Origin of the sequence: Rhodopseudomonas sp. P2A-2r (genome assembly GCF_026015985.1) — a bacterium.
In the GTDB taxonomy this organism is placed as follows: Bacteria; Pseudomonadota; Alphaproteobacteria; order Rhizobiales; family Xanthobacteraceae; genus Tardiphaga.
Genome location: NZ_CP110389.1, coordinates 5,643,005 through 5,668,967, shown reverse-complemented (window position 1 = coordinate 5,668,967; position 25,963 = coordinate 5,643,005). Strand labels below are relative to the sequence as shown.

Here is a 25,963-nt window from a genome sequence, read left to right as displayed (position 1 = left end):
TACTGGATCCCCGCATGCGCGGGGATGACATTTCTTTGTGTGGCTGCGTATTGCATGGCTACACTTCGGCCCAACACTTCAACCCAGAGAGCATCTGACATGTCCTCCCTTCACGGTCCGCTGCGCGTCGGCATTGGCGGTCCCGTCGGCTCCGGCAAGACCGCGCTGATGGACCTCTTGTGCAAGACCATGCGCGAGCGCTACGACATCGCGGCCATCACCAACGACATCTACACCAAGTGGGATGCCGAATTTCTGGTGCGCTCGGGCTCGCTGACCGCCGATCGCATCGCCGGCGTTGAGACCGGCGGCTGCCCGCACACTGCGATCCGCGAGGACGCTTCCATGAACCTCGCCGCGGTCGCCGATATGCGCGCAAAATTTCCCGACCTCGACATGGTGCTGATCGAATCCGGCGGCGACAATCTCGCCGCCACCTTCTCGCCGGAACTGGCCGATCTGACCATCTACGTCATCGACGTCGCCGCCGGCGACAAGATTCCCTCAAGGGCGGGCCGGGCATCACCCGCTCCGACCTGCTGGTGATCAACAAGATCGACCTCGCGCCCTATGTCGGCGCTTCGCTGGAAAAGATGGACACCGACGCCCGGCGCATGCGCGGCAGCCGGCCGTTCGTGATGACCAACATGAAGACCAACGACGGTCTCGAGACCATCATTCGGTTCATCGAGACCAAGGGCGGCCTGCAGGCGTCCTGAAACAATTTGATTTTGTCCGGAACAAATCGGCTCTGGCGTGATTGGATCAGGATAGGTCGTCCAAAGGCGGACAATAAGGGTTTCCAGCCACCGGCCGTGTGGGTGTTGTCGGCGTCTTCATTTTCCGGGCAGTGTGGCGTGCATTTCAAACCAGTCTATAGGCCGTGCCGGCGCTCCGCCGGAGCAGTTCATCTCCTTCTCATGACCGGGTAAGTCCTTGATCCGGCTCGGATTCATTATCAGTCTCGTAGCCCTGATCGGGGTGCTGCTGTCGGGTCTCGCGGCCTTTCGGGTGCACGATCAGGAACTGGCCATCGACGGCATCGCACTGGCGCGGGCCGTGGATATCCATGCCAGCCTGGTGCAGGACCGCCTCACCGAGCGCGAATTGCTGGCGCGGGTCGGGGCCGGCCTGTTCCGTGCGCCGTCGGTCATCAAGGCCAACATGCTGCAGCCGCTGCGCTCGTCGATCTATGCCTTCAAGGTCGATTTCGTGGTGGCGAGCTGGATCGCCCGCTTGCAGCCTGGCGAACTGGCATCGGCATCCGCCGAGCTGTCGAGCGCCGGCTTCCGCAATCCCACCATCCGCAATTTCGACGACAAGCCGCTGGATGCCCAGTCGCGCGATACGTCGCTCGACGTGCTGATGGACCTCGAGCCGCGCAACTCCGAGACCGAGGGCTTTGCCGGCCGCGCCTTGAATTTCAGTCCCGCGCTGGGGCCGACGCTGGCGCGCGCCCTGGCCGAGGGCAAGCCGGTGGCGTCCGATCCGACGCCGCTGCTGCGGCCGAACGGCCCGGTCGGCATCGTGCTGGCCGCACCGGTGCTGCAGGAGGGCAATGCCAAGCCGGCGGGGTTTGTCTCCTTCTCCTATGAACTCGGCCCGCTGATGCTGGCGAACGACGAAATGTCGCTGTTCTCGGTGGCGCTGAAGGATCCGCGCAAGGTTGACGGCGAACTGGTCGCTGACGATAACGGGACGGTCACAGAGCGATCGTTGGTCCCCAACGGGCCGGCGCTGGCGATTCTGCGCACCGTCAGCTTCGGCAATCGCGACTGGTCGCTGGGCTATTATCCCAAGACGAATTCGGTGGTGCGCGCGCAGCAGGACCGCGTTCATCGTCGGCGGCATCGGCGTCGCGCTGACCGCCATCATCTGCGGCCTGTTTGGTTACGTCGGCTACAACAACCTGCGGCTCAGCCGCGAAGTGCAGATGCGGATCGGCTTCGAGCGGCGGCTGACCGCCGTGATCGACGAGCTCAACCACCGGGTCAAGAACATCCTTGCCGTCATCCAGTCCATCGTCACCCGCACGCTGCGCCACGGCAGCGACGTCGACGTCGACGTCGCCCGCGATCTGCTGATCGGGCGCATCCACGCCATGTCCAACGTGGTCTCGCTATTGTCCGAGAGCCAGTGGCAGGGCGTCAACCTGAAGGGGCTGTTCGAAGCGCGTGCGATTCCCCATGCCGACCGCATCGCCATCGACGGTCCTGACATTGTCGTCAGTGCCCGCGCGGCCCAGAGCCTGTCGCTGCTGTTCTTCGAGCTGGCATCGCATTCCGACGAGGGCCTGTCGCTGGTCGGCAAGCATCCGCACATCGTCGCCCATTGGGATGTGGAAGGCGCCGGCCCGGACGCCCTCTTCCATTTCCGCTGGGAGGAATTCAACACCAGCGCGGCGACCCGGCGTGCCGACAGCGACTTCGGCGTGGTGCTGCTCGACCGGGTCGCCCCGGAAGCGCTCGGCGGCACATCGAAGCGCTACTTCACCGACGTCAGCTATGTCTACGAGCTGACCGCGCCGATGGAGACCGTGGTCGACATGACCGAGCGCGATCGCACCGAGGCGCTGGCGGCGCCGATCAGGCGCCGCTCCTGAGCGGTTTCCGGCAAGCCGGACGCATCACAATTCCGCCCCCGGTTTGCCGCAACGCCGTCGCAAGCAAATTCGCATAAAGAGCGGCCACCGCGAGGTGGCCGCTCTGGCATTTTGCAGGTGAGCGCCGGTGCTAGCCGCCGCTGCCGCCGATGACCGCCCGCGTGGTGTTGTCGGGGCCGAAATCGTCGGCGCCGTCCACATAGAGCAGGGCGCTCAGCTTCGAGCGCGCGCGGTTGACGCGGCTCTTGATGGTGCCGACCGCGCAGCCGCAGATCGTTGCCGCATCCTCATAGGAGAAACCCGACGCGCCCACCAGGATCAGGGCTTCGCGCTGGTCCTGCGGAAGCTTCTCCAGTGCGGCACGAAACTCCTCGAACTCCAGATGAGCGTTCTGCGCCGGCTGGGTCTTCAGAGTCTTGGCATAGCTGCCATCGGCATCCTCGACCTCCCGCCGCCGCTTGCGGTAATCCGAGCGGAACAGGTTGCGCAGGATCGTGAACAGCCAGGCCGGCAAGTTGGAGCCGGGCTGGAATGAATCGATGTTGGCGAGCGCACGCAACAGCGTTTCCTGCACCAGATCGTCTGCCCGGTCGCCATTGCCGCTCAGCGAAATCGCGAAAGCGCGCAAGCTGGGGACCGACGCCAGGATGTCGTCGCGAAGAGAATCTGTGAGGGGCATTATTCGCTCCCTTCGGTTTTTGCCGCGGGATCGACGGCTTCAGGACCGTCAAGCTTGCGGATCAACTCCGCGAAGCGATCCGGGACGCCTTGCCGCACCACATCGTCGTACATAGCGCGAAGCTGGTGCCCGATCCGGGACTGGATCTCGGCATTGAGACCACCCTGCTTGGACTTCACATCTTTCATGACCCGTTCCACATTCCCCAAGAGTTGAGCCCCTGGAATTCGAGAAATTTTCTTGATTTCTGAGGCCTTTGCGGCGTCTGTACAGCTGCTAATGCAAAGCTGGCTGGAAAGTTCCGGGAGAGTGGAACTTTTGTCCGGCTGGGGCGTAAACATTGGCATCGCGCTGGGGATCCTTGCCCAGGCGTTATGCTTTGACTCAGACATGATGGAGTGGGGATGTCCCGATCACAGCTCGTAGCTGAACATTTACCCCTGTTGCGGCGGTATGCCCGTGCCTTGACCGGAAATCAGGCCTCAGGCGATGCCTATGTGGGAGCGATGCTGGAAGCGTTGCTGCAGGACCAGTCGCTGCTCGACGAAAAATTCGGCCCGCGCGCCGCGCTTTTTCGCCTGTTCACGCAGATCTGGAATTCGGTCGCGCTCAATGACGATACCGATGCCACAGCGCTGCCGATGCCGTCCGAACGCCGGTTGTCCAACATTACGCCGCTGCCGCGTCAGGCCTTCCTGTTGCTCTCGCTCGAAGGGTTCTCGGAAGAAGAAGTGGCTTTCGTGCTCGATACCGACGTCGCCGAGATCCGCACCCTGGCCGACACCGCCGGCCGCGAGATGGCTGCCGAGATCGCCACTGACGTGCTGATCATCGAAGACGAGACCTTCATCGCCATGGATCTCGAAAGCCTGGTCAAGAACCTCGGCCACAACGTGATTGGCGTTGCACGCACCCATTCGGATGCGATCGCACTTGCCAAGAACAAGAAGCCCGGGCTGATCCTCGCCGATATCCAGCTCGCCGATGGCAGCTCCGGCCTCGACGCGGTGAATGAACTGCTGCGGATCTTCGAGGTACCGGTGGTCTTCATCACCGCCTATCCCGAGCGCTTCCTGACCGGTGAGCGGCCGGAGCCGGCCTTCCTCATCTCGAAGCCGTTCCAGCCTGCCATGGTCTCCGCGGTCGCGAGCCAGGCTTTGTTCTTCCAGCGCAACTCGCGCAACAAGGCGCCGAAAGCGGCGGCGTCCTGATCCAAGCGCGCCCGTGCATTCCATGAAAAACGCCTGCATTGCAGGCGTTTTTTTATTGGGGGAGCATTCGACTGTCAGACATAAGAATGCGGGACGCAGCTGGCATCACCACAGCCGCCAGTGTTGTTCAGCGTTGTCCATGACGGTCGATTAAAATGCATAAAACTCCGACACAACAACGCGTTGCTTTATTTTTATCGTCCATGGTTGTCCAACGAAAGCTAAGGTAATCTGGACTGTAAGTTGGGACGTAAGGTAGGGTCGCGGCTGGCAATAACGTGGAGCCGCGAAAATGGCGACGTCAAAGCAAGGGAAACGGCCTCTCAACAAATTGAGCGCCGCATTTGCTCAGTCTCACAAGGAGCCAGGTCGGCATGGCGATGGGGGTGGGCTTTATCTGGTGATCAGACCAGGTGGCTCGCCCTGCAGGCCCGCTGCCGATCAGCAGGTCGCAGTTCTGGCTATTGGTAAAAGAAGGCCGGCTGAAAGCCTTCAAACTTTCGCCGCGTGTGACGGTTTTCGAAGTTTCTTCCATCAGAGCGTTGCTGACTGCCTCTAAAGCGGAGGGGCACGCAGATGGCAAGTGATGTCGACATCGCGGCGTATTCCGGCGAAACCGGAATAACGGCCCTGCCGCAGTTGTGCGAACTCGACGAGATGACGCCCGTCGAGGACCTGCAGCGACCGTGCGCCGAATTTGGTGGCAACCGGAGCGTCTTCTCCACCCGCGACGACGATATCGCCGCAGGCTTGGCGCTTGCGTATCCCCTGTCGCTGAGGATCAAGGACACGCGAGCTTTCGACCAGGCTTGGTGGCCGCGCACGCTGGATGGATCAACGATGACTGCTTCGTTTTCGGTGACGGCTCATTGGTATCGAGGCTGAACGGTAAACCGGTGAAACATGGGCTGCGCTGCCAGAAAAGAGAGGCTTCAGCTGTACTCCCATGCGAGCAGGCTGTTTCTGCTTTTAGACGTGGTGACCTCTGAAACCGTATGGCGTGCCGACTGCACTCGGGTTGAAACGGGAGGGGTGCAATCTACCCCTGCATTGCAGGAACTAGCTCATGTCTACGAATATTTTGCGATGATGTCAGGAGATATTGAATATGAGTTAGAGTAGGCAGCGTATCAATGGCTTCTGAGAAGGTAGTGGCAGCTCCCTCTCGCTGGACGAGGTTGATGTTCGCGGCTTAACGAGCTCTTCGAGCCCCGCCATGCCAGGCTGTGACAGTCAGACGGCAGCTTCAAGAGACCTGCCATCCTGTCGTCGCGCTGTGCGGTTCTCGGCGCTGGGGGCGTTACCGCCGAAAATACCGACAGCAATGAGAACTGCCCACCACTCCGGAACAAATAAGAAGAACGATCATTCCGACACCTCTGCGCGTTTAGTTGTTGTCGATGTGCTGCACAGCCTGGCGAGATTGCACCGGTGTCAGTCCGGCCCAGATCGAGTGGATGGAAGGCTGTTTCTTCAGTACCGGACTCTGCAGATGTCGTTCTGAATTTAGTCCCAAAGTAGCAGGAATAAAAGCCCTAAACCGTTGATTTATGTCGCTATTGACAGAGGTAATATTGTACCCTAAATTGGCGTCAGGTGCCTAATTCGGGCATTTTTGGAGGATTTTTATGTTTTTGACGGCCCCACCAAATCAGCCCCTCAGGGGGCGGCGAACCAGCCATTCGGCAGCATCCGAACTTTCCGCATCAAGGGCCCCTCTGGGGCCCTTCGGCATTTCAGAGAGGCAGTGATGACGGCCAAACGAAACACAGCTCAGAAGATCCCAGCCGATATTGCCCTGGTGGTGTTCGGGACTGATCGGGCCAAGAAGCACCGCGCCTCGCGGTTCGGCCTGGATGCCGTCAAACCAGCTCAGGAGGCCGCCAAGGCGATGGGCATGCGCGCCCTCTGCATCGTCAGCGACGAGCAGCGGGAGATAGCCCGCAAGCTGCCGAAGGGGACCGTTTCGCCGAAGGGGCGGACGGTGGTCCCGCTCGTTCGACCAGCGCTCTACAACCAACTGCTGGCGGTTGCAGGGACCGAGGGTGCCCCGGCGACGCCGCCAAGCCAACCGGCGAACGACGCAGGCAAACAGCCGGCGTCCGCCGCCGCCGCCAAGTCGGAGACCTCCGGCGGGTGGAATGGACTGATGCGCTCCTCAGTCGTTTTGGCGACCGAAAATATAGAAGAAGGTTGGTTCGCCGCCGAGGTCCAGCATGTCGATGGCGATGTGCTGACATTGCGCTGGCAGAGCTGGCCCGACCTTCCCAAGTTCAATCGCAAGCTGACCCAAGTCGCGCTGCTTCATCCGAAGATGGTGAAGGCATGCTGAGCACTCGTACCCCTCCGCATTCGACCAGCACGGACCGTAGCGACAACCTCCGGACAGCGACGATCCGAGCGCTCAATGACGATTTTCGCCAGAGTATCCCCCGTCCGCGTGACGGCTGTCGGCTAATCGTCACTGACGGCGTAGCGGCGTTGGGTCCAGGGGAGGTCGCCCGTATCCTCCTCGCGGTTCGAACACACGGTGATTTCGGCCCCGACAGCGATCCACATGGGGAGCATGACTTCGGCATCATCGAGCGCGACGGGGGCAGATTTTACTGGAAGATCGATTGCTATGACCAGTGGATGCAATTCGGATCTAGCACCTACGAGTTTAAATGACGACGCTTATGAAGATGAAGCGGAATGCGGTTTCCCTTATCTTCAGTCTTACGTGGCGCGAGCTTAGCGGCAGAAGGAAAGCGTGAGATCCGAGGCTATGCGCCGGGTATCCTAGCCCCCGGCAAACGAAGCTCAAGGGCAAAGCTTCGATGGCGCAAGGACAGCCCGCGGCTGTCCACCTGCCGACCGTCGGGCACATGCTGGAGCTTCCCAATGCGCGCCCGGGGCTCAGCGCCGGCCCTGGGCTGCTGCCAGCTAGGGCTTATAGCCCACCAGGGAGTCCCCGTCCGCCCTTGGGTGCTCCAAACCCAACCCTAGGCCCTTCCCAAGCCCCACGGCTTCCAAAGCCGCCCAGGGCCTTCGCTGCCCGCTCAGGGCTCCCCAGCCCGCTCAGGGCTCCCCAGCCCGCTCAGGGCTCCCCAGCCCGCTCAGGGCTCCCCAGCCCGCTCAGGGCTCCCCAGCCCGTTCAGCGCTCCCCAACCCGCTCGGGCGTCCAAACCCGCCCCATACTCGTCACGTGATCGTCGGCCGCGATCAATTTGATGAGCTACGTCAGAGTTTCACCTAGATCCACGCCGGCGCGTGGTCGCTGGCACCTTCATGCCCGCGGATATACCTGTCGACGCCGGCGGATGTGAGCCGCGGCGCGATAGCGGGGCTGAGCAGCAGATGATCGAGCCGAAGCCCGGCGTCCCGCGGCCAGCGGTTGCGCAGGTAGCTCCGGAAAGTGAAGATCGGCTCGTCGGGATGCATCTCCCGCAGACTGTCCGTCCAGCCCATATCGAGGAGCCGGGCAAAGGCGTCGCGCGCTGCAGGATGAAGCAGCGCGTTGTCGGCAAACGAGCGCGTGGCATAGATATCGAAATCTGTCGGCACGACGTTGTAGTCGCCGGCGAGAACGGCGGGGACGTCTTCGAACAGCAGCGCGGCGGCATGGTCGAGGAAACGGTCGAACCAGTCGAGCTTGTAGTCGAACTTGGGGCCCGGCTGGGGGTTGCCATTGGGCGTGTAGATTGAGCTGATCAGGATGCCGTTGACGGCGGCCTCGATGTAGCGGCTCTGCCGATCATCCCGGTCGCCGGGCAGTGCGTCGCGTATCAGAACCGGCTCGGCGCCCCGCGCCAGGATGGCGACGCCGTTCCACGAGCGCTCTCCTTTCCAGACGGCGCCGTAGCCCGCGTTGCGGATCGCATCGATCGGAAATCCCGCGTCGGTGCATTTAAGCTCCTGGAGGCAGACGACGTGCGGTTGGGCTGCGGCCAGCCAGTCAAAGAAATTGGCCAGCCGACGGTTCACGTCGTTGATGTTGAAGGTGGCAATCTTCAATCGAGTGGCTTGTCGTCGTCGGTTGGAGGCTGCTCTTCGAGCGAACAGATGTCGCCACCGCCAAGCTGCTCCTCTGGAGCGGGCTGGCTGTCTGTCCCTTTCTTCGCCTCCGGCTTCCGCGCGGAAGGCTTCGGTCCGTCTCTAAGCACCGCTCGCTTTGACATGGGATTTTCCTTCGAGAGGCTAACGCCGGCCGTCCTGCAATGTTGCATCCGAACGTCGCCATCTTTCGCGCCCACCCGAGCCACGATCTTCAGCACATCGTCGGACAGTGGCCCGCTACCGGTCCTGCTTCCTCCCCGTAGCGCACATCCAGATGTTGCAGTCCTCGGGCATCCTGAGGATCACCGGCATCGCCTTGGGGTGGGTCGTCCCGACGATGCCGTTTGGCTCTATGGCGCGAATCGCATAGGCGTCGTTGCAGAGCTCGCCTTCGCGGACTGATGCCCGTGTGGTCCAACGCGGGCGAAAACAGGCGAGGCTGCCGTGTTGTTCCGGCCCAAAAAACTCCCTGAAGTCCTGTCGGTAACTTTCGTATCGCGAAGCAATAGATCGATCTAAGATTGCTGGAAACGAGCGCTCACCATCGTCGTGCGACCACTGCGGATGAGGCGCCCTCGGTGATTGCCTTGCTCATAGCGCCATCGACCACGGACGTCTTAGATCGGCTGGGGCGGAACGATAGACCTTGGGTCTAACTGGCAATAAAAGGCGCAACATCAATGGGTGTGTAGGAAGGCAGCGCTCTATGGTTTAAGGGTAGCGGGGATCACCACGAATCCCGTGAACTCTCGGCGAACGTCTGAGCCTTCTCCCCAAAATGCAACCGACTGGAGATGTCGTCATAGGAGCAGATCGGGCGCGGCCCGCTTCAATACTAAGCTGAAATGTCCGACGATGTGTGATGAATTCGATGGTTAAAAACACTGGAGGCACTAGTGTGGCAGTTAGTGATGGATTTCGTATTCTCCAGCGATTTCGTCCTCCTGGCTATTTTAAGTTGCGATATCTTTATAGTCGTTGCCCACTTCAGTGGGCCTAGCTATAACAACTACATATTGCCAGCCTTTCTATTAGTTTTCGTGATTGGTATCGTAGTCTATGTGATGACGTCGGATTCAATTCCGATAAGCCATGCGCTCACAGCGGTTCTCTCCTATTCGGCCTTAGCATACACCGTAATTTGCGATTGGCTCAGAGAGCATGGGGCAGCAATTCTGACCTCGCGCCGAGGAGAAAAGTGGGTTAAGGAGATCGATTATCTATACCTTCTGTTAGGTTCGCTGGGTGTCGTGGCGACCATTTCAAAAATGCCAAACGTTACTAAGTCAAGCTCTCTGGTTGAGTATATTGGTCCTTTGTTCATTGCGACCGCCGTTGTTCTTCGTCTGATCAAGACCCGAGCAGAGATCGGCAGCTGGAATAAAGCGTCAGGGCCTATCGGACATCCGAAGTCATAGATCTAACGATGCGAGCATTCGATTCGCCTGCGGCAGCTAGCAAAAAATCGGCTCTAAAAAAGGCGCGGCGAAAAAGAAGACCGTGGGCACAAAATTCAAGGGCGTGCGGCCCGAGAAAAATGAGAGTCAGCCCGCGCCGTCCTTCTTGCCGCCGCGCGCGACGATCTGCAGCGTGTCGTTGGGCAGCGGCCGTTGCAGCGCCTTGGCCTCATCCCAGGGCGCGCGCATCCAGACGTCCACCTCTTCGGGCGTCGTCATGACCACCGGCATCTCCTTCGGATGGATGGCGCCCACCTCGGCGTTCGGCTCGGTGGTCAGGAAGGCGAAGAGGTCGTTGGTGGTCTCGCCCTCGCGAGCCTTCCAGACTCACGTCCAGTTGGTCCAAATGCCGGCGAAACAGACAGCGGCCGGATCGCGTCGCCACCACCGCACGTCGCTTCGGGTCAATGACGATCGCGAGCATGATGCCAAGCAAAGACCAAATCAACTGTGCAGCCGCTCGGCGGCCATCTGGAAGTGGCCAAGGGACACGGCTCATGGCAACAGTGTGACACTTGTCCGGAACAGCATTTATGGATCTCAATTGCGAGAGCGCATTTTTGCTGGTCGAGCGAATTTCCGCAACGTTTCTAATGTACTCCGAAGCATCATGCTTTGCACGATGCGTCAGAGCAACTCGGCGTAAGCCGGTGCCATCGTTGCGGCTCTGCAGCTATGAGACGATTTGATGGAATCATTTTTTTGATCGAAGAGAAATATCGCTTTGCGCCACGGTTGTGCGTGTTATGTTACCTTACGACCTCAAGTAGAATCGCAAGCTAGATGGTAGCCGTACAGCAAGATGCAGGTCTGCAGTGTCTCGCACTTCTCCTGCGGTTCCATGAAATAGCGATCGACCCAGCGCAAATTGCCCATCAATTTCCAGGTAACGCCATTGGCGTCCCTGAAATGTTGCGCTGTGCGAAGTCCCTGAAACTGAAGGCCAAGGCCGTAACCTTGCGATGGGACGGCGTAGCCGGACTCGCCCTGCCGGCGATTGCCGCGATGAACGACGGATCTTTCGTTATCCTCGGCAAAGCTTCAGCCGACGATGTGCTTGTGCAGGTGCCCGCTGAATCGAAGCCGCGGATCATGCAACGCCAGGAATTCGAGCGCGACTGGACGGGGCAAGTCGTGCTTATGGCGCGCCGCGCGTCGCTGGCAGATCTCGCCAGGCATTTCGATATCACCTGGTTTCTTCATGCGATGCACAAGTACAGGCGCTTGCTGGGCGAGGTGCTGATCGCTTCGTTCTTCCTGCAATTGTTCGCGTTGGTGACACCTTTGTTCTTTCAGGTGGTCACCGACAAGGTCCTGACGCACCGCGGCTTCACCACGCTCGACGTCCTGGTCATCGGCCTGATCACTGTCTCGATCTTCGAAACGGTTCTCGGGGCACTCCGGACATATGTCTTCGCTCATACAACGAACAGGATCGACGTCGAACTCGGCGCTCGCCTGTTCAAGCATCTGGTTTCGCTGCCAATTAGCTATTTCGAAGCGCGCCGCGCCGGGGATTCGGTGGCGCGGGTCAGAGAACTTGAGAATATCCGCAATTTCCTCACCAGTTCCGCCTTGACGCTGGTGATCGACCTCGGCTTCACCTTCGTTTTCCTGGCAGTGATGTTCTACTACTCGCCGCTGCTGTCTTGGATTGTGGTCGGATCCTTCCCGTTTTACATCGCGCTTTCCGCTGGAGTGACGCCGATCTTTCGCCGTCGGCTCGAAGTGAAATTCGATCGCGGTGCCGAGAATCAATCGTTTCTGGTGGAAAGCGTCAGCGCCATCCAGACCCTCAAGGCAATGGCGATCGAGCCGCAGATGCAGCGGCGCTGGGAGGAACAGCTGGCCGGCTATGTCGGCTCTAGCTTCGATGTTCTGTCCCTCGGCAACTGGACCAGCCAAGCGGTTCAGTTCGTCAGCAAGATCGTCACCGCGCTGACTCTTTATTTCGGTGCGCGACTGGTGATCGACGGGCAACTAACGGTCGGCGAGTTGATCGCGTTCAACATGCTGGCCGGTCGTGTGGCTCAGCCGGTGCTGCGGTTGGCCCAGCTCTGGCAAGATTTCCACCAGGCGCGAGTTTCCATTGCCCGCTTGGGAGATATTTTGAATACCACGCCGGAACCGGCCTTCACCGCGTCGCGCGCGGCGTTGCCGCAGATCCGTGGCGAAATCACCTTCGACCACGTCTCGTTCCGCTATCGTCTCGATGGCCCGACGGCGCTTCAGGACGTATCGCTCAAGATCGGCGCCGGCCAAGTAATTGGCATCGTCGGGCCGTCCGGCTCCGGCAAATCGACCCTGACCAAGCTCGTGCAGCGTCTCTATGTCCCCGAAAGCGGGCGCATTTTGGTCGATGGCATCGATCTGACCATGGCCGACGTCGCATGGCTGCGCCGCCAGACCGGATCGGTGCTGCAGGAGAACGTGCTGTTCAACCGCTCCATCCGCGACAACATCGCGCTCGCCGAACCCGGCATGGCTATGGATCGCGTGATTGCGGCAGCGGAGCTCGCGGGGGCCCACGAATTCATCCTCGGGCTTCCCGACGGATACGACACCATGGTCGGCGAGCGCGGCGCCAGTCTTTCCGGCGGCCAGCGCCAACGCATCGCCATCGCCCGGGCGCTGGTGACCAACCCGCGGATTCTCATCTTCGACGAAGCTACCAGCGCCCTCGATTACGAGAGCGAGAACATCATCCAGCGCAACATGCGCCGGATCGCGACCGGGCGTACGGTGCTGATCATCGCCCACCGGCTGTCCGCGGTGCGCCATGCCGACCGCATTCTGACTATCGAGGCCGGCCGGCTGGTCGAGGATGGCACACACGACGAACTGATGGCCCGCGCCGGCCGCTACGCCAAACTTCACCAGTTGCAGGCGGGGCTCCATGTCGTCAGTTGAAGCCTCTGCAAAAGAGCCGGCCGCCCAAGAGGCCGCGCGGCGCTGGAAGCGTGATGAGACCGCGCGCCAGTTCCTGCCCGCCGCGCTTGAAATCCTCGAAACGCCAGCCTCGCCGATTGGCCGGGCGATCGGGATGACGATCATCCTGTTCTTCGTGATCGCCATTGTCTGGGCGGTTGTCGGCCATGTGGACATCATCGCTACCGCCTCGGGTAAGGTTGTCCCGAGCGGGCGAACCAAGACCATCCAGCCACTGGAGGCGGGCACTGTATCAGCGATTTTGGTGCAGGACGGTGACCGCGTGAGCAACGGACAGGTCTTGATCGAACTCGATCAGACCGTCACGCTGGCGGAGCGCAGGCACGTCGCGCAGGATCTTCTCGCCAGCCGGCTCGACGTCGCGCGCCTGTCGGCGCTTCGCGGCGGTTTTGGCAACGACAAGGTCGCCCCGGACCTGGTGCCGCCCCCCGGCGCATTGCCGTCCGATGTTTCCCGCGCCCGTTTGTCGATGCTGGCGCAGGCCGCCGAGCAGTCGGCAAAGCTTGCCTCGCTGGACCGCCAGATCGAGCAGAAGCACGCCGAATCCGATTCCGTTTCCGCGACCATCGCCAAGATCGATGCGTCGTTGCCGTTGGTCGAGGAGGGCGCCACCATCCGCCGCAAGGCGATGGAGATTCAGTACGGCAACCATATCGCCTATCTCGATGCCCAGACCCGCCTGGTCGACCAGCGCAACGAGCGCCTCGTGCAACAGCGCAAGTTGGTGGAAGTGGCGGCCGCCCGTCGGGCTGTTGAGCAGCAGCGTGAACAGACCAAAGCGGGTTACGAACGCCAGGTGCTGAGTGATCTGGCCGATGCCGAACGCAAGGTCGACCAGCTGGGTCAGGATCTGGTCAAGGCGGAGCGCAAGGCCGGCGAGCAGGTATTGCGATCGCCGATCGATGGGACGGTGCAGCAGCTCGTGCTGCACACTGTCGGCGGCGTGGTGACCCCGGCCCAGCAGTTGATGCTGATCGTGCCAAGCGACAGCACGCTGGAAGTCGAAGCGATGATCTCCAATCGCGACGTCGGCTTCGTCAGCGAAGGGCAGATCGTCGAGGTCAAGATCGATACGTTCAATTTTACGCGTTACGGTCTGCTGCAGGGCAAGGTGGTCAGCGTCTCGCAGGACGCGATCGTTAAGGACAAGCCGCAGGATCCGTCACGCGCACGGGGCGGCGGCGCGCTTGCCGACACCAGCGAGCCGGCAGGACAGGAACTGCTATATTCCACGCGCGTTGCGCTAGATCGCACGGTCATGAAGATCGATGATAGGACGGTCACTCTTGCGCCCGGCATGGCGGTCACCGTGGAGATCAAGACGGGAACGCGGCGATTGATCGAATACCTGATGTCGCCGTTGCTCAGGTATCGGCATGAAAGCCTGCGCGAGCGATGAGTGACAGAGCTGGATTTAGTCTTTGGCCCAGTTACGGGGAAGCCTATTTCAAAGACTCCGTCACAGCAAAACCGAGAGCACCATTCTACAAACGTGATGTTTTTAGAGCGGCCGCGCTACCTTCGAATGAGATCTTTTTTTGCTCAATTTCCGCTTGAGTTTCGAAATGTTGCTTAATATGGTTGGTAAATGGGTGTGGTGTTCGCTTCGGTAGCTACTTCCAAATGGGCGGCTGGCGATGACTAATATCTGCAGCGAATCTTCGGATTTCGCGTGCGGTTTGCTGCCCGTAGGCGTTGTGGGGACAGTGTTGTCACGATTGCAATGGCGAAGTTTCTCCAAAGAAGTGTCTATTGATGAACAAAGGCTTGGCTGCTCTTATCTCGCTCGGGCTTCTGGGTATCGCAGCCAACTACATCACTCTTTTGAATTTTCATTCAGAGCAGGATACTTGCAGCTTTGGCCCGGTATCAAATGCGGAATATCGCGACTATCTAGCTAAGGCGCGCAGTCTGTCGGGGATCGTGACATCGTCGCTTTCGGCAGACGACACTTCGACATCGGCCAATTTTACCAAGTTGTTCGAAACGCTGAGCTCAGGCAAGTCGGACGTCTATTCGCGGCTGGCAATAATGCACGCGGTGCTGCGTTCGTTAGGAGCAGAGTATCGTAACACGAACGGTACAAATCTAGACCAAGGAAAATCAGACCCGTTTGTCGCAGCTATGAATAAAACGAATGTCGTTCTGTTCCATTACGTTCTCGACGTGTTTCGGATCGGGGCCGTCGTGATCTGGCCGCGAGAAGCGTGGGTCATCGCAACTCTTGCCGGTCCAAGGTATAAGCGCCCGTTCGCGCCGACATATCCCAAAGCGCCGGGAGAATTAACCATCATTTTTCATGGGCCAACATTGGAACGTCCATATCGAACCGATATCGAGCCCAAGGGGAGCTGTCCGCCAATTCCAGGCGGGGAGATCGCCGAAAACTTCTCTCTATCAAGAAAGTAGCAACGGAACATGGCCCTGCGAATCTTCCTGGAAGCGAAGCCGGCGTTCAGCGAACATACTGGCGCTGGCCATATGTATCTTGTTCTCCGCGATGTCGCGGTGGACGTCAACGGCGTAGTAATCAGCAATAACCGTAACGAAGATGACTGGGTTTTAAGGGGAACATCTGGCTTAGATCCTAGCGCACCTGCGACTTTGGGACTCTTATCAACATCTCTAGACCTGCTAAAAGCGTCCGGTGACAGTTATAGCCCAGGCGAAACGCCGCAGTCGCGCCATAGCGTGGATATTACTGATAGGGTGATGGCTGGCGGCGACTGGTCAGACGTCAATGGAGCGTGGAATTCATTAATCGTGGATGTCCTCGGCATTAACAATCAATATCGTTACGAGTTTCCTGATCCGGCAAATTCTCACATTGCCAATTCCAATGCGACCATCTTTTCGGCATTGGCGAACTACGGCGTCGATGCGCGCGAGATATTTGATACTTCTGGCCTACGTTTCGTTGACTCCTATTTCTCGTATGGAATGCCGGGCGGAAATTCGACAACTGCCACAATTATCGCGACAGACCGCACCGATATTATATCAGCGAAGGGTATTGAGGACCAACTCTTTAATCGGGATATCAAAGTCTTAGGACGAGATTTTAGAGAAGATATCTTTCTTAATACGTCACTAAATGAGACATTTTACGGAGAGCAGTCTCTTTCGGGGAGTAATGATGATACCGTTCGTTATACGGGCGATGATGAGACCCACGGCGTAGATATATCAATAAGCGCACAAGGAGTCGGTGTCCAACGTCTTCATTTATCCAGCGAAAATACTGGAGAAGATACACTAGATGGCATCGAGCGCGTAGAACTGAGCTCTGCTGAGGATATTCTGCATATCAATACAAATATTGCGGGTATTCCTAATAAAGTACTTGTCGACGGAGGCTCTCAATCAAGCGGCGGCCAAGGCGATGCTCTTGATTTTTCTGCTCATGCTGGACCGGTTTATGCCGGATCAGCAAAGGCGCCGTTCCTTAGCCTGAGCTCAGCGCCCCAGGTAGTGGAGCTCTACCAAGGTCGCGATAGCCAAAGTCTCACCGGCGCAACTGGGGTGCGCTTGACTGACTTTGAACGTGTTGTTGGCTCTTCTAGCGGAGATTACCTCAATCTCCACTGGTTAAACCCCGGAGGCGTATTAACGGCCGCGCAAGAGCAAATTCTTAGTGCGGCTAGGGCGGTTCCGACTAGCTTCGCAAAGACTCCGTCCGAAATAGCACAGGCAGCACAAGGGCGCCTCGAACAAGCGCGGGCTATTTCGCAAAATCAAATCAACGTGGTTATCGACGGTGGCAACGGCAATGACGTCATCGTCGGCACAAGGACTGGTGCCAATACGATCAACGGCGGCGAGGGTGACGACTTCCTTGTAGCAGGTGATTTCACGTCGATCATTCACGGCGGAGCCGGTAGTGACGTCGTCGTTGGCGGCGGCTTTGGTAGCGAACTCTACGGCGACTCTGGTTCCGATTTGTTCGGCCTTGCCGACAATACGTTCGTCAAGGATGCGACCGCTGAAGATTACGCGTCTTGGGGCTCGTTCGTCCTAACGGGCGGCGTACAGCAGTACTGGATGGAGGATGGCTGGGCCTACTATGCACCGCTGTCCAGCCTCCTGTCGGGCGCGCCTGTCGGGTTCCTGGACGTATTCGGGGCGCTCGCCCTCGCCCTCGACGTCCCGGCCATGACAACTGTGCGCTATGCCGTGACCGAATCGAATCAGCTCATCGTTCAGTTCGCGCGCGGCCGTGGCGGGCAGGCGGTGATCGACAATTATAACCTCGACCTCGATACCGGTGCGGCCACTGCACACATCGTCGCATTCCGTCAAATTCTCGCACACGGCTCCCTTGATGACTACAAGCGCTACCTCAACCTCGCGCTGCTTGCTGGCTTCGGTGGTGAACCCGCTGGCACCGATCCGCTGGTTTTGGACCTCGATGGAGACGGCCTCGAGCTAACGCGGCCGGATGCGGCAAATGTCTATTTCGACGTCGACCACGATGGCTTTGCAGAGCGAACCGCCTGGGTTAGTGGTGACGACGGTCTTCTGGCGCGCGATCTGAACGGCAACGGCATAATCGACGACAGCAGCGAGCTATTCGGTGACAATAGCCATTCCGGCTTCTCCGTGCTTGCCACCCTCGATTCCAACCACGATGGCAAGATCAACACTGCCGATAGTGCTTTCGCATCCCTCCGTGTCTGGCGCGACCTCAATGGCAACGGTGTTACCGACGCCGGTGAACTCAAGACCCTGGCCGAGACCGGAATAGCAGAAATCTCGCTCTCCACCTCGACGCCGGCCCATGGCAGCATACGCGGAAATACCGTGACAGCGGAGGCGACCTTTACCCGTGCCGACGGGACAACCTCGACGATCGGCGATACGATCCTCCAGAACAACCAGATCGACACCAAATATCTCGGTGATACCACGGTCTCGGCGGCTGCTGCGACGCTGATGAACCTGAAAGGGTTCGGCAGCCTGACCGACCTGGCGGTGGCGATGACGCACGACGCCACGCTGCTCGCGTCGGTGGCGGCGCTGAAGGCGCGTCCCGTCGGCACCGCCTGGAGCACGTTGCGGGCTGACGCACAGGCGATACTGTTCCGCTGGGCTGGCGTTGACGGCATGACGGCGACGCCGATGGGCGGCGGCGCTTTTGATACCCAACGCCTGGCGTTGCTCGAACGCTACATGGGACAGCAACTCGCGCCGCGCGACGGTAACGGTCAACCAACCGACGCGAACGTTGCCGAGCTGGTCACCAGTTGGAACAACGTTCTCAATAAAGCCACGGTCCGCCTCGCCGTTCAGGGGCCGCTGCATGCCATCTTTGGTGATATCGCCTATGACCTCGCCGGGGATCAGTTCGTATCGCCGGGCCCGGCCACCCTGTCCGATGCCTATCGTGCAGCTATTGCGCAGCTTTCTGCGGATCCCGCCACCGCGCTGGCCGACTGGAACGCCAACTGGGCTCCGGCGATGGTTGCCTATGGCAGCGCGCTGGTGCGACAGCAAGGCCAGGAGATCCTCACCGACTACGAGGTCCAGGGGCTGGTTCGTGCGCTCGACGGCACCAACTCGCCGCTGACGCTGGCGCAACTCGTCGCTGGCCTCGGTCTTACTGGCGTGACCATCGGCACCGCAGGGAGCGATACGCTGGCGCGCGGCAGCGCAACCGGTCCGCAGGTCTATGTGGCCGGAGCTGGAAATGACACGATCACGGGTGGCAGCGGCCAGGACGTCTTTGTTTTCGGTCGCAATTTCGGCCAGGACGACATCTTTGACTCCGAATATGGTGTTAACGGCGACAGAATTCGTCTCGCGCTCTACAATCCCGACGATGTCACCATTTCGCGCGAGGGCGTCGATCTCGTTATCCGCGTCAAGGGAACTACGGACAGGATCACGGTTCACGGTCAATTCACTGCCCCGATGATTACTCTTGCTGGCCAGGTACTAACGCCGGACCAGGCCATCGAGGAGATCCAGTTTGCGGACGGAACGATTTATGAGGCAGGCGACATCGCCGCTGCGATCGGCCTAGGTACGAATGGCAATGATATCCTCGACGGCTCGGCATTCGCAGATGAAATCGAAGGTCTGAAGGGCGACGATCTGCTTCGCGGCGGCGACAGCGGCGACAGTTATTATTACACGCGCGGCGATGGAAACGACACTATCCAAGACGTGATGACAAACCCAGCCCTTCGCGCCACCGATACGCTTTTCCTTTTTGGCGGGATCACATCGAGCGACGTTCGTCTGGTGCGAAATGCAGACAGTAGTGACCTGACCATCTACTTTGGCTGGGCCGGAGACAGCATCACCCTCAAGGATCAATTCGCTTATACTCCATACGGCTACGGCGCGCAGCTCTCCCTGGACAACCGTATCGACAGCATCTTGTTCTATGGCGGAACCGGATGGTCATGGCGTGACATCCAGGTCAAGACGCTCGCGTCGTCTTTTACGGATGACAACGACACGAGCTACGGCTACGGGACCGGCGACCAGTTCTACGCCAGCGCCGGTGATGACCTGCTGGTCGGTTACGATGGCGGCGACACCTACAGATTCGGATATGCATCAGGCCATGACACCATTTACGATCAACAGCGATATCCGGAGACGTTTATCTCTGGACTCATTGGCTATGGCTGGGGTGAGGATGACGTCCTCGAATTCGCCAGCGGTGTTACGCCGAGCAACGTCACATTCCAGCGGACGGGAGCGACGCCGGACCTGTTGATCACGCTGACGGGCAGCACAGACACCTTGACGATCAAGAACCAGTTCGTCGGGCAGGTGTTAGACATCTTCGGCCTTCTCGGCATGGCCTGGTTCAATCGCGTCGAGACGTTTAAGTTTGCCGATGGCACCATCATGACGTGGGAAGACATCGAGCACATAGTGACCACCGGCACGTCAGCCGACGACAACCTGTACGGAGCATTCTATCCGGACGTCATCGATGGTCATGGCGGCAACGACTACCTTTCGGGTGGCGACGACGGAGATACCTATGTCTTCAACAGAGGCTACGGACACGTCTCCATTGAGGATCAGCAGTTCAGCATTCTCAACGAGAACGCTGACAGTGTGCAGTTTGGGCCGGGAATCACGGCGGCAGATCTGATATTCAATCGAGTGGGGAACAGTAACGACCTGCAGATTTCGATTGCCAATTCAACCGATACGCTAACTATCAGCGGACAGTTCCTATATTACTACAATATTTACGATATGCAGCCTGACCGCGTCGAGTTTTTCAAGTTTATCGACGGTAGCTCAGTTAACTGGGAAAGTGTGATTCAAGGGCTCAATGCAGCCGCGGGAACGAGCGGCGACGATACGATCTATGGCTTCTCATATTCCGATTTGCTCGACGGCAAGACGGGTAACGATTTCCTGTCCGGTGGAAACGAGAGCGATACGTACATCTTTGGACACGGCTACGGCCATGACACTATTAGCGACAATATGGGGTCGCTCTTGGCCACCAACAACGACGTATTGCGTTTCAAGGATGCCGCTTTCGCGGATGTCACCTTCCAACGCGTTGGCAATTTGGACGATCTTCAGATTTCCATCAATGGCACTAGCGACGTCGTCACAGTGAGCGGCCAATTCACCATCCTTTACGGCTTGTTCAATTTCATTCCTAGCCAAATTGAGCATTTTGAATTCGCCGACGGTACAATCCTGAGCGCAAACGACGTTATTGAACGGTTTAACAGCGCCGCTGGAACTGACGGCAACGACACAATCTACGGATTCTCCTATGAGGATACGTTAAGCGGAGGTAAGGGCGACGACGTCATCAATGGTGGCCGCGAGAATGACACTTATGTCTACGGTCGCGGCGACGGTCATGATACTATTATCGAAGGTTCTGACGCGCAGACGAGTGCATTCGATACGCTCGTTCTTCACGGTATCGCTCCGACTGCGGTCAGCCTCGTTCGTTCAGGGAATGACGTTAATCTGATCATCGCTGACAGCGCGCCCGGAGCGGCGGACAGCGGGTCTGTTCTGCTGAAGGACGAACTTGACGATTTCTTCAGCACTGGCGTCGAGCGGATTATGTTCGACAACGGGACGGTGTGGACCCGGGACGACCTGCGTCTCGCGCTTTTGACCCAAACCTCGACTTCCGGAAACGACACCATTGTCGGCTTCAATACAAACGACGTTTTGCGCGGGGGACTTGGCAACGACACGCTGCGCGGCGGTCCGGGAGACGATACATACCGTTATGCAAGGGGAGACGGAAATGACGTCATCATCGAAGGAGCGGCAGGAAATTTCAGCACGTTCGACACTCTTATTCTCGAAGGTCTGAATACCGCAGACGTCAGCCTGATCCGGAATGGAAACGACGTCACGCTGCAGATCGCCGCGAGTTCCGCCGGCGCTGGTGATGGTGGGTCCATTCTCCTCAAGGACGAACTCAACGATTTCTTCAGTCAGGGCGTCGAGCGGATCGTCTTTGCCGATGGAACAGTCTGGACACAGGCGGTTCTCAGGTCGATGTTGATTACAGCGTCCGGAACGAATGGTGACGACATCATCAATGGGTCCAACGTGTCGGACCTCATCGCGGGCGGTCTCGGCGACGACACGGTCAATGGCGGCCCTGGTGACGACGTTTACCTTTACGCTCGTGGCGATGGAAACGATGTCATTGTCGAAGGCGCCGCTGGCAATTTCAGTCAATTCGATACGCTGAAGTTGCAGGATATTAATCCCTCTGAAGCAAGTCTGGTTCGAAATGGCAACGACGTAACGGTCCTCTTCGCTGCAACCGCGGCTGGAAATGGAGACGCTGGATCGGTCTTACTGAAGGACGAACTGGATAACTGGTTTGCACAGGGAATTGAGCAGATCGTCTTCGCCGATGGCACCATCTGGACGCAGAACGATTTGCGGTTAAAGCTCTTGGCCCAGGCGTCGACTTCCGGAAACGACATCATTATTGGTTACAATACCAACGATACTATCTCCGGTGCAGGTGGCGACGATACTCTCAGTGGAGGCGCCGGCGACGACATCTACGTTTATACACGTGGCGACGGCAACGATTCCATCATCGAAGGCACTGCGGGGAATTTCAGCCAGTTCGATACGCTGAGATTGCATGGGATCGCGCCATCCGCTGTCTCTCTTTTCCGCAATGGCAATGACGTTGCTTTGGAGGTAGCAGAAACGGCACCGGGTGCCGGCAACGGCGGCTCGATATTACTAAAGGAGGAGCTCGACAATTGGTTTGCGCAAGGCGTTGAGCAGGTCGTATTCGATGACGGCACCGTCTGGACCCAGTCTAGTCTCCGCACCATGCTGCTTGCGCAATCGTCTAACGCCGGAGCCGGCCAGATCCTCGGATTCAATGTTGCCGATACCCTAATTGCTGGACTCGGCGACAGGTTCATGAACGGCAGGGGCGGGGCCGACATTTACGTTTATTCCTCGGCTGGCGGAAACGACGTGATCGCTGATCCAGGCAGGTTCACGTCGACGCTGCAAATGGCGGATATCGCATCGGCTGGTGTGAGGTTGACGCGGTCGGGCGCAAATGATGGCAGTGATCTGATTATTACCAACAAGGCGACCGGAAAGACGGTTACGGTGCAAGGCGAGTTTGGCGGTGGCGGTGGTCCGCTGTTGGCAATCACGTTCGCGGATGGCGTCACCTGGAGCCAAGCTCAAGTTCTGGAAATATTAGCGAACAATTCCGGTGACGGCGATGTGCAGAGCTATCTGTTCAGTCGGGGTGATGGCCAGGTAACCATAGATGGCGGCACTGGATCCGTTAGGTTCGATTCTGTCCATCCTAGTCGGCGACATTATATTGCAGGCGGATAATTCGGATCTTTTGGTTCTGATTAGGGGCGCCGACGATCTTATCCGGGTAGTCAACGGCTTGACGGTGAATGAGTGGGGAGTATCGAGCGCGATCAATCAACTCAGGTTTAGCGACGGTAGCACGATGGACATCGGGCAGCCCGCGCCTGGAGTCGGATCGCCGATTACATTTACCTGGGTCGGAACAAGCACGTCAGTCTACAACGGAAGCACTTACGGAAACGATGTCTTCGAGATGGTTTCAGGGTCTGGCTGGGGTTTCGACGCGGTCGGCGAGACGACTGTTCTCTACAGTGGAGGACAGAGCTATATCTGGGCAAATGGCGGCACCGGTATCATCAAATTCGGCCAGGGAATAACGGCAGGCGATATTATACTTCAGTCGGGAGACACGAACCTTGTCATCCGCGTGCGAGGCACCGACGACGAAATTGTGATCTATCAAGGCCTGACGGTGAACGAGTGGGGAGTATCGAGCGCGATCCGGCAGTTGCAGTTCAGCGACGGTAGCACGATGGATATCGGGCAGCCTGCGCCTGGAGTCGGATCGCCAATCACGTTCACGTGGCTAGAGGCCGGTAGCGGAAGCAGCTACGGGAACAATGTATTTGAGCTGTCTCCTGGAGCAAACCTCACATTCAACAGTGAGAATAGCGGCCAGAACACCGTCGTGTTTGGCGGAGGTCAGAACAGCATCAATCCAAATGGCTCCGCAGGCATCATCCGATTCGGCGCCGGAATATCGGCCGCCGATATTTTGCTTCAGTCGGACGGCTCGGATCTGGTGATCCTTGTGCGGGGGACCGAGGACAGCATCCGTGTCGGCGGAGATCTGGCGATGAACGACTGGGGGTGTCCAGCGCGATTCGGCAGCTCAAGTTCAACGATGGTAGTACCATGGACATCGGGCAGCCTGCGCCTGGAGTCGGATCGCCAATCACGTTCACGTGGGTAGGAACGAGCACTTCGGTATATAACGGCAGCATCTACGGGAATGATGTCTTCGAGATGGTCTCGGGATCCGGCTGGGGATTTGACGCGGTCGGCGAGACGACTGTTCTCTACAGCGGAGGGCAGAGCTATATTTGGGCAAACGGAGGCACCGGTGTCATCAAATTCGGCCAGGGAATAACGGCCGACGATATCATACTTCAGTCGGGAGACACGAACCTTGTCATCCGCGTGCGAGGCACCGACGACGAAATTGTGATCTATCAAGGCTTGACGGTGAATGAGTGGGGAGTATCGAGCGCGATCAATCAACTCAGGTTTAGCGACGGTAGCACGATGGACATCGGGCAGCCCGCGCCTGGAGTCGGATCGCCGATTACATTTACCTGGGTCGGAACAAGCACGTCAGTCTACAACGGAAGCACTTACGGAAACGATGTCTTCGAGATGGTTTCAGGGTCTGGCTGGGGTTTCGACGCGGTCGGCGAGACGACTGTTCTCTACAGTGGAGGACAGAGCTATATCTGGGCAAATGGCGGCACCGGTATCATCAAATTCGGCCAGGGAATAACGGCAGGCGATATTATACTTCAGTCGGGAGACACGAACCTTGTCATCCGCGTGCGAGGCACCGACGACGAAATTGTGATCTATCAAGGCCTGACGGTGAACGAGTGGGGAGTATCGAGCGCGATCCGGCAGTTGCAGTTCAGCGACGGTAGCACGATGGATATCGGGCAGCCTGCGCCTGGAGTCGGATCGCCAATCACGTTCACGTGGCTAGAGGCCGGTAGCGGAAGCAGCTACGGGAACAATGTATTTGAGCTGTCTCCTGGAGCAAACCTCACATTCAACAGTGAGAATAGCGGCCAGAACACCGTCGTGTTTGGCGGAGGTCAGAACAGCATCAATCCAAATGGCTCCGCAGGCATCATCCGATTCGGCGCCGGAATATCGGCCGCCGATATTTTGCTTCAGTCGGACGGCTCGGATCTGGTGATCCTTGTGCGGGGGACCGAGGACAGCATCCGTGTCGGCGGAGATCTGGCGATGAACGACTGGGGGTGTCCAGCGCGATTCGGCAGCTCAAGTTCAACGATGGTAGTACCATGGACATCGGGCAGCCTGCGCCTGGAGTCGGATCGCCAATCACGTTCACGTGGGTAGGAACGAGCACTTCGGTATATAACGGCAGCATCTACGGGAATGATGTCTTCGAGATGGTCTCGGGATCCGGCTGGGGATTTGACGCGGTCGGCGAGACGACTGTTCTCTACAGCGGAGGGCAGAGCTATATTTGGGCAAACGGAGGCACCGGTGTCATCAAATTCGGCCAGGGAATAACGGCCGACGATATCATACTTCAGTCGGGAGACACGAACCTTGTCATCCGCGTGCGAGGCACCGACGACGAAATTGTGATCTATCAAGGCTTGACGGTGAATGAGTGGGGAGTATCGAGCGCGATCAATCAACTCAGGTTTAGCGACGGTAGCACGATGGACATCGGGCAGCCCGCGCCGGGCGTGGGCTCACCGATCACGTTCACGTGGACTGGAAGCCCAGGCAGCGCCATAAACGGTAGCAGCTTTGGCATCAATATTTTCGAGATGGGCTCCGGAGTCGAAACGTTTGGTACCGCTGGGAGTGAGAATGGCAGCAGCGGAAATGATACGTACATCGCGTCGCGAGATACCGGTGAAGCTCACATCTATGCAAACGGAGCTGTCGGCCCTACAAACGAGCTTGTTTTCGATGGCGGCATCACCGATGAAAATCTTTGGTTCCTGCAATCAGGCAACGATTTGAAAATCGATGTGTTGGGAAGTGCTTCCAACATCACCATCCATAACTGGTACGTAGGAAGCTCTACTCAACTGGATGACGTTGCAGCCGGAGGCCTAAAGATAGACAGTCAAATATCTCAATTGGTTCAGGCGATGGCGACGTATTCAGCGAACAACCCTGGTTTCGATCCGACGTCATCCAGCATACACGAGTTGCCGTCTGATTCCGGCTTGCAGAATGCGGTTGCTGCCGCATGGCACGCTTAGTAGCTCACACTGCGAGAGGCCTTTTTTCAAGGGGCCTCTCGTCCTGTTGTGTCAACAAGTCAAGCTACCGAGCCGCCGCGTTTGGCCATCTAGCGATTCTCGTGCGGATGCAGCCGGCGGGGCCCTTTGGATCGCGCCGCGCGACCGTTCCCCGATATTATCTGGGATTCAATTATTTTGCT

At 58.4% G+C, this 25,963-nt stretch carries 16 protein-coding genes and 3 pseudogenes; 14 read left to right on the top strand and 5 right to left on the bottom strand.

Features of this window, described 5'->3' with window-relative positions:
- Nucleotides 1–99 precede the first annotated feature (99 nt).
- Together ureG and ONR75_RS27370 are read left to right on the top strand one after the other, a co-directional pair.
- Nucleotides 100–719 (top strand): annotated as a pseudogene (gene ureG, locus ONR75_RS27375) (urease accessory protein UreG).
- Between the two features lie 217 nt (nt 720–936).
- Nucleotides 937–2,602, top strand: a pseudogene (locus ONR75_RS27370) (HWE histidine kinase domain-containing protein).
- A 130-nt stretch (nt 2,603–2,732) separates the two neighbouring features.
- On the opposite strand, the gene ONR75_RS27365 reads toward ONR75_RS27370, so the two are convergent.
- Entirely contained in the window at nt 2,733–3,281 is a 549-nt protein-coding gene (locus tag ONR75_RS27365; RefSeq protein WP_265080017.1) for a sigma-70 family RNA polymerase sigma factor, read from the bottom strand.
- Complete coding sequence (locus tag ONR75_RS27360; protein WP_265080016.1) at nt 3,281–3,469, bottom strand: NepR family anti-sigma factor; 189 nt, start codon at nt 3,467–3,469, stop codon at nt 3,281–3,283. The genes ONR75_RS27365 and ONR75_RS27360 overlap by 1 nt, the downstream gene beginning before the upstream one ends.
- Nucleotides 3,470–3,685: 216 nt before the next feature.
- Here ONR75_RS27360 and ONR75_RS27355 point away from each other — a divergent pair, with 216 nt between their 5' ends.
- Entirely contained in the window at nt 3,686–4,492 is an 807-nt protein-coding gene (locus ONR75_RS27355; RefSeq protein WP_265080015.1) for a response regulator, read from the top strand.
- Between the two features lie 301 nt (nt 4,493–4,793).
- On the opposite strand, the gene ONR75_RS27350 is transcribed toward ONR75_RS27355, so the two are convergent.
- Nucleotides 4,794–5,027 carry a hypothetical protein gene (locus ONR75_RS27350; protein ID WP_265080014.1) on the bottom strand — a complete coding sequence of 78 codons (234 nt, stop codon included), beginning with the start codon at nt 5,025–5,027 and terminating at the stop codon, nt 4,794–4,796.
- Nucleotides 5,028–5,068: 41 nt separating this feature from the next.
- On the opposite strand from ONR75_RS27350, the gene ONR75_RS27345 reads away from it, so the two are divergent.
- The 3 genes from ONR75_RS27345 to ONR75_RS32965 all read left to right on the top strand — a co-directional run bounded on the left by ONR75_RS27345 (nt 5,069) and on the right by ONR75_RS32965 (nt 7,162).
- Complete coding sequence (locus ONR75_RS27345) at nt 5,069–5,377, top strand: hypothetical protein (RefSeq protein WP_265080013.1); 309 nt, start codon at nt 5,069–5,071, stop codon at nt 5,375–5,377.
- Between the two features lie 865 nt (nt 5,378–6,242).
- A complete protein-coding gene (locus ONR75_RS27340; RefSeq protein WP_265080012.1) occupies nt 6,243–6,824 on the top strand; it encodes a hypothetical protein in 582 nt (193 codons plus the stop codon).
- Nucleotides 6,818–7,162, top strand: coding sequence for a DUF3768 domain-containing protein (locus tag ONR75_RS32965; RefSeq protein ID WP_413776396.1), 345 nt, complete (start codon nt 6,818–6,820; stop codon nt 7,160–7,162). The genes ONR75_RS27340 and ONR75_RS32965 overlap by 7 nt, the downstream gene beginning before the upstream one ends.
- 564 nt (nt 7,163–7,726) lie before the next feature.
- On the opposite strand, the gene ONR75_RS27335 is transcribed toward ONR75_RS32965, so the two are convergent.
- The gene (locus ONR75_RS27335) at nt 7,727–8,488 is read right to left on the bottom strand and encodes an exodeoxyribonuclease III (protein ID WP_265080011.1); all 762 of its coding nucleotides are present in this window, start codon (nt 8,486–8,488) and stop codon (nt 7,727–7,729) included.
- A 953-nt stretch (nt 8,489–9,441) separates the two neighbouring features.
- Between ONR75_RS27335 and ONR75_RS27330 the strand changes: the two genes are divergently transcribed.
- Nucleotides 9,442–9,948 carry a hypothetical protein gene (locus ONR75_RS27330; protein WP_265080010.1) on the top strand — a complete coding sequence of 169 codons (507 nt, stop codon included), beginning with the start codon at nt 9,442–9,444 and terminating at the stop codon, nt 9,946–9,948.
- A gap of 126 nt (nt 9,949–10,074) precedes the next feature.
- Here the strand turns inward: ONR75_RS27330 and ONR75_RS27325 are convergent.
- Nucleotides 10,075–10,347: pseudogene (locus ONR75_RS27325) on the bottom strand (SOS response-associated peptidase family protein); the annotation flags it as partial.
- A gap of 423 nt (nt 10,348–10,770) precedes the next feature.
- On the opposite strand from ONR75_RS27325, the gene ONR75_RS27320 reads away from it, so the two are divergent.
- The 7 genes from ONR75_RS27320 to ONR75_RS27290 all read left to right on the top strand — a co-directional run bounded on the left by ONR75_RS27320 (nt 10,771) and on the right by ONR75_RS27290 (nt 25,781).
- The gene (locus ONR75_RS27320; protein ID WP_265080009.1) at nt 10,771–12,897 is read left to right on the top strand and encodes a type I secretion system permease/ATPase; all 2,127 of its coding nucleotides are present in this window, start codon (nt 10,771–10,773) and stop codon (nt 12,895–12,897) included.
- Nucleotides 12,884–14,335 (top strand): HlyD family type I secretion periplasmic adaptor subunit, encoded by a 1,452-nt coding sequence (locus tag ONR75_RS27315; RefSeq protein WP_265080008.1) that lies wholly within the window; start codon nt 12,884–12,886, stop codon nt 14,333–14,335. The genes ONR75_RS27320 and ONR75_RS27315 overlap by 14 nt, the downstream gene beginning before the upstream one ends.
- Nucleotides 14,336–14,691: 356 nt before the next feature.
- Nucleotides 14,692–15,345, top strand: coding sequence for a hypothetical protein (locus ONR75_RS27310; RefSeq protein ID WP_265080007.1), 654 nt, complete (start codon nt 14,692–14,694; stop codon nt 15,343–15,345).
- Nucleotides 15,346–15,354: 9 nt separating this feature from the next.
- On the top strand, nt 15,355–22,776 hold the full coding sequence (locus tag ONR75_RS27305; protein WP_265080006.1) for a calcium-binding protein: 7,422 nt from the start codon (nt 15,355–15,357) through the stop codon (nt 22,774–22,776).
- A complete protein-coding gene (locus ONR75_RS27300) occupies nt 22,706–23,731 on the top strand; it encodes a calcium-binding protein (RefSeq protein ID WP_265080005.1) in 1,026 nt (341 codons plus the stop codon). Before ONR75_RS27305 ends, ONR75_RS27300 begins: the two co-directional genes overlap by 71 nt.
- Nucleotides 23,674–24,894: a calcium-binding protein gene (locus ONR75_RS27295; RefSeq protein WP_265080004.1), complete on the top strand. Its 1,221-nt coding sequence runs from the start codon at nt 23,674–23,676 to the stop codon at nt 24,892–24,894. The genes ONR75_RS27300 and ONR75_RS27295 overlap by 58 nt, the downstream gene beginning before the upstream one ends.
- Nucleotides 24,837–25,781 carry a calcium-binding protein gene (locus tag ONR75_RS27290; RefSeq protein ID WP_265080003.1) on the top strand — a complete coding sequence of 315 codons (945 nt, stop codon included), beginning with the start codon at nt 24,837–24,839 and terminating at the stop codon, nt 25,779–25,781. Before ONR75_RS27295 ends, ONR75_RS27290 begins: the two co-directional genes overlap by 58 nt.
- The last annotated feature ends 182 nt before the right edge of the window (nt 25,782–25,963 follow it).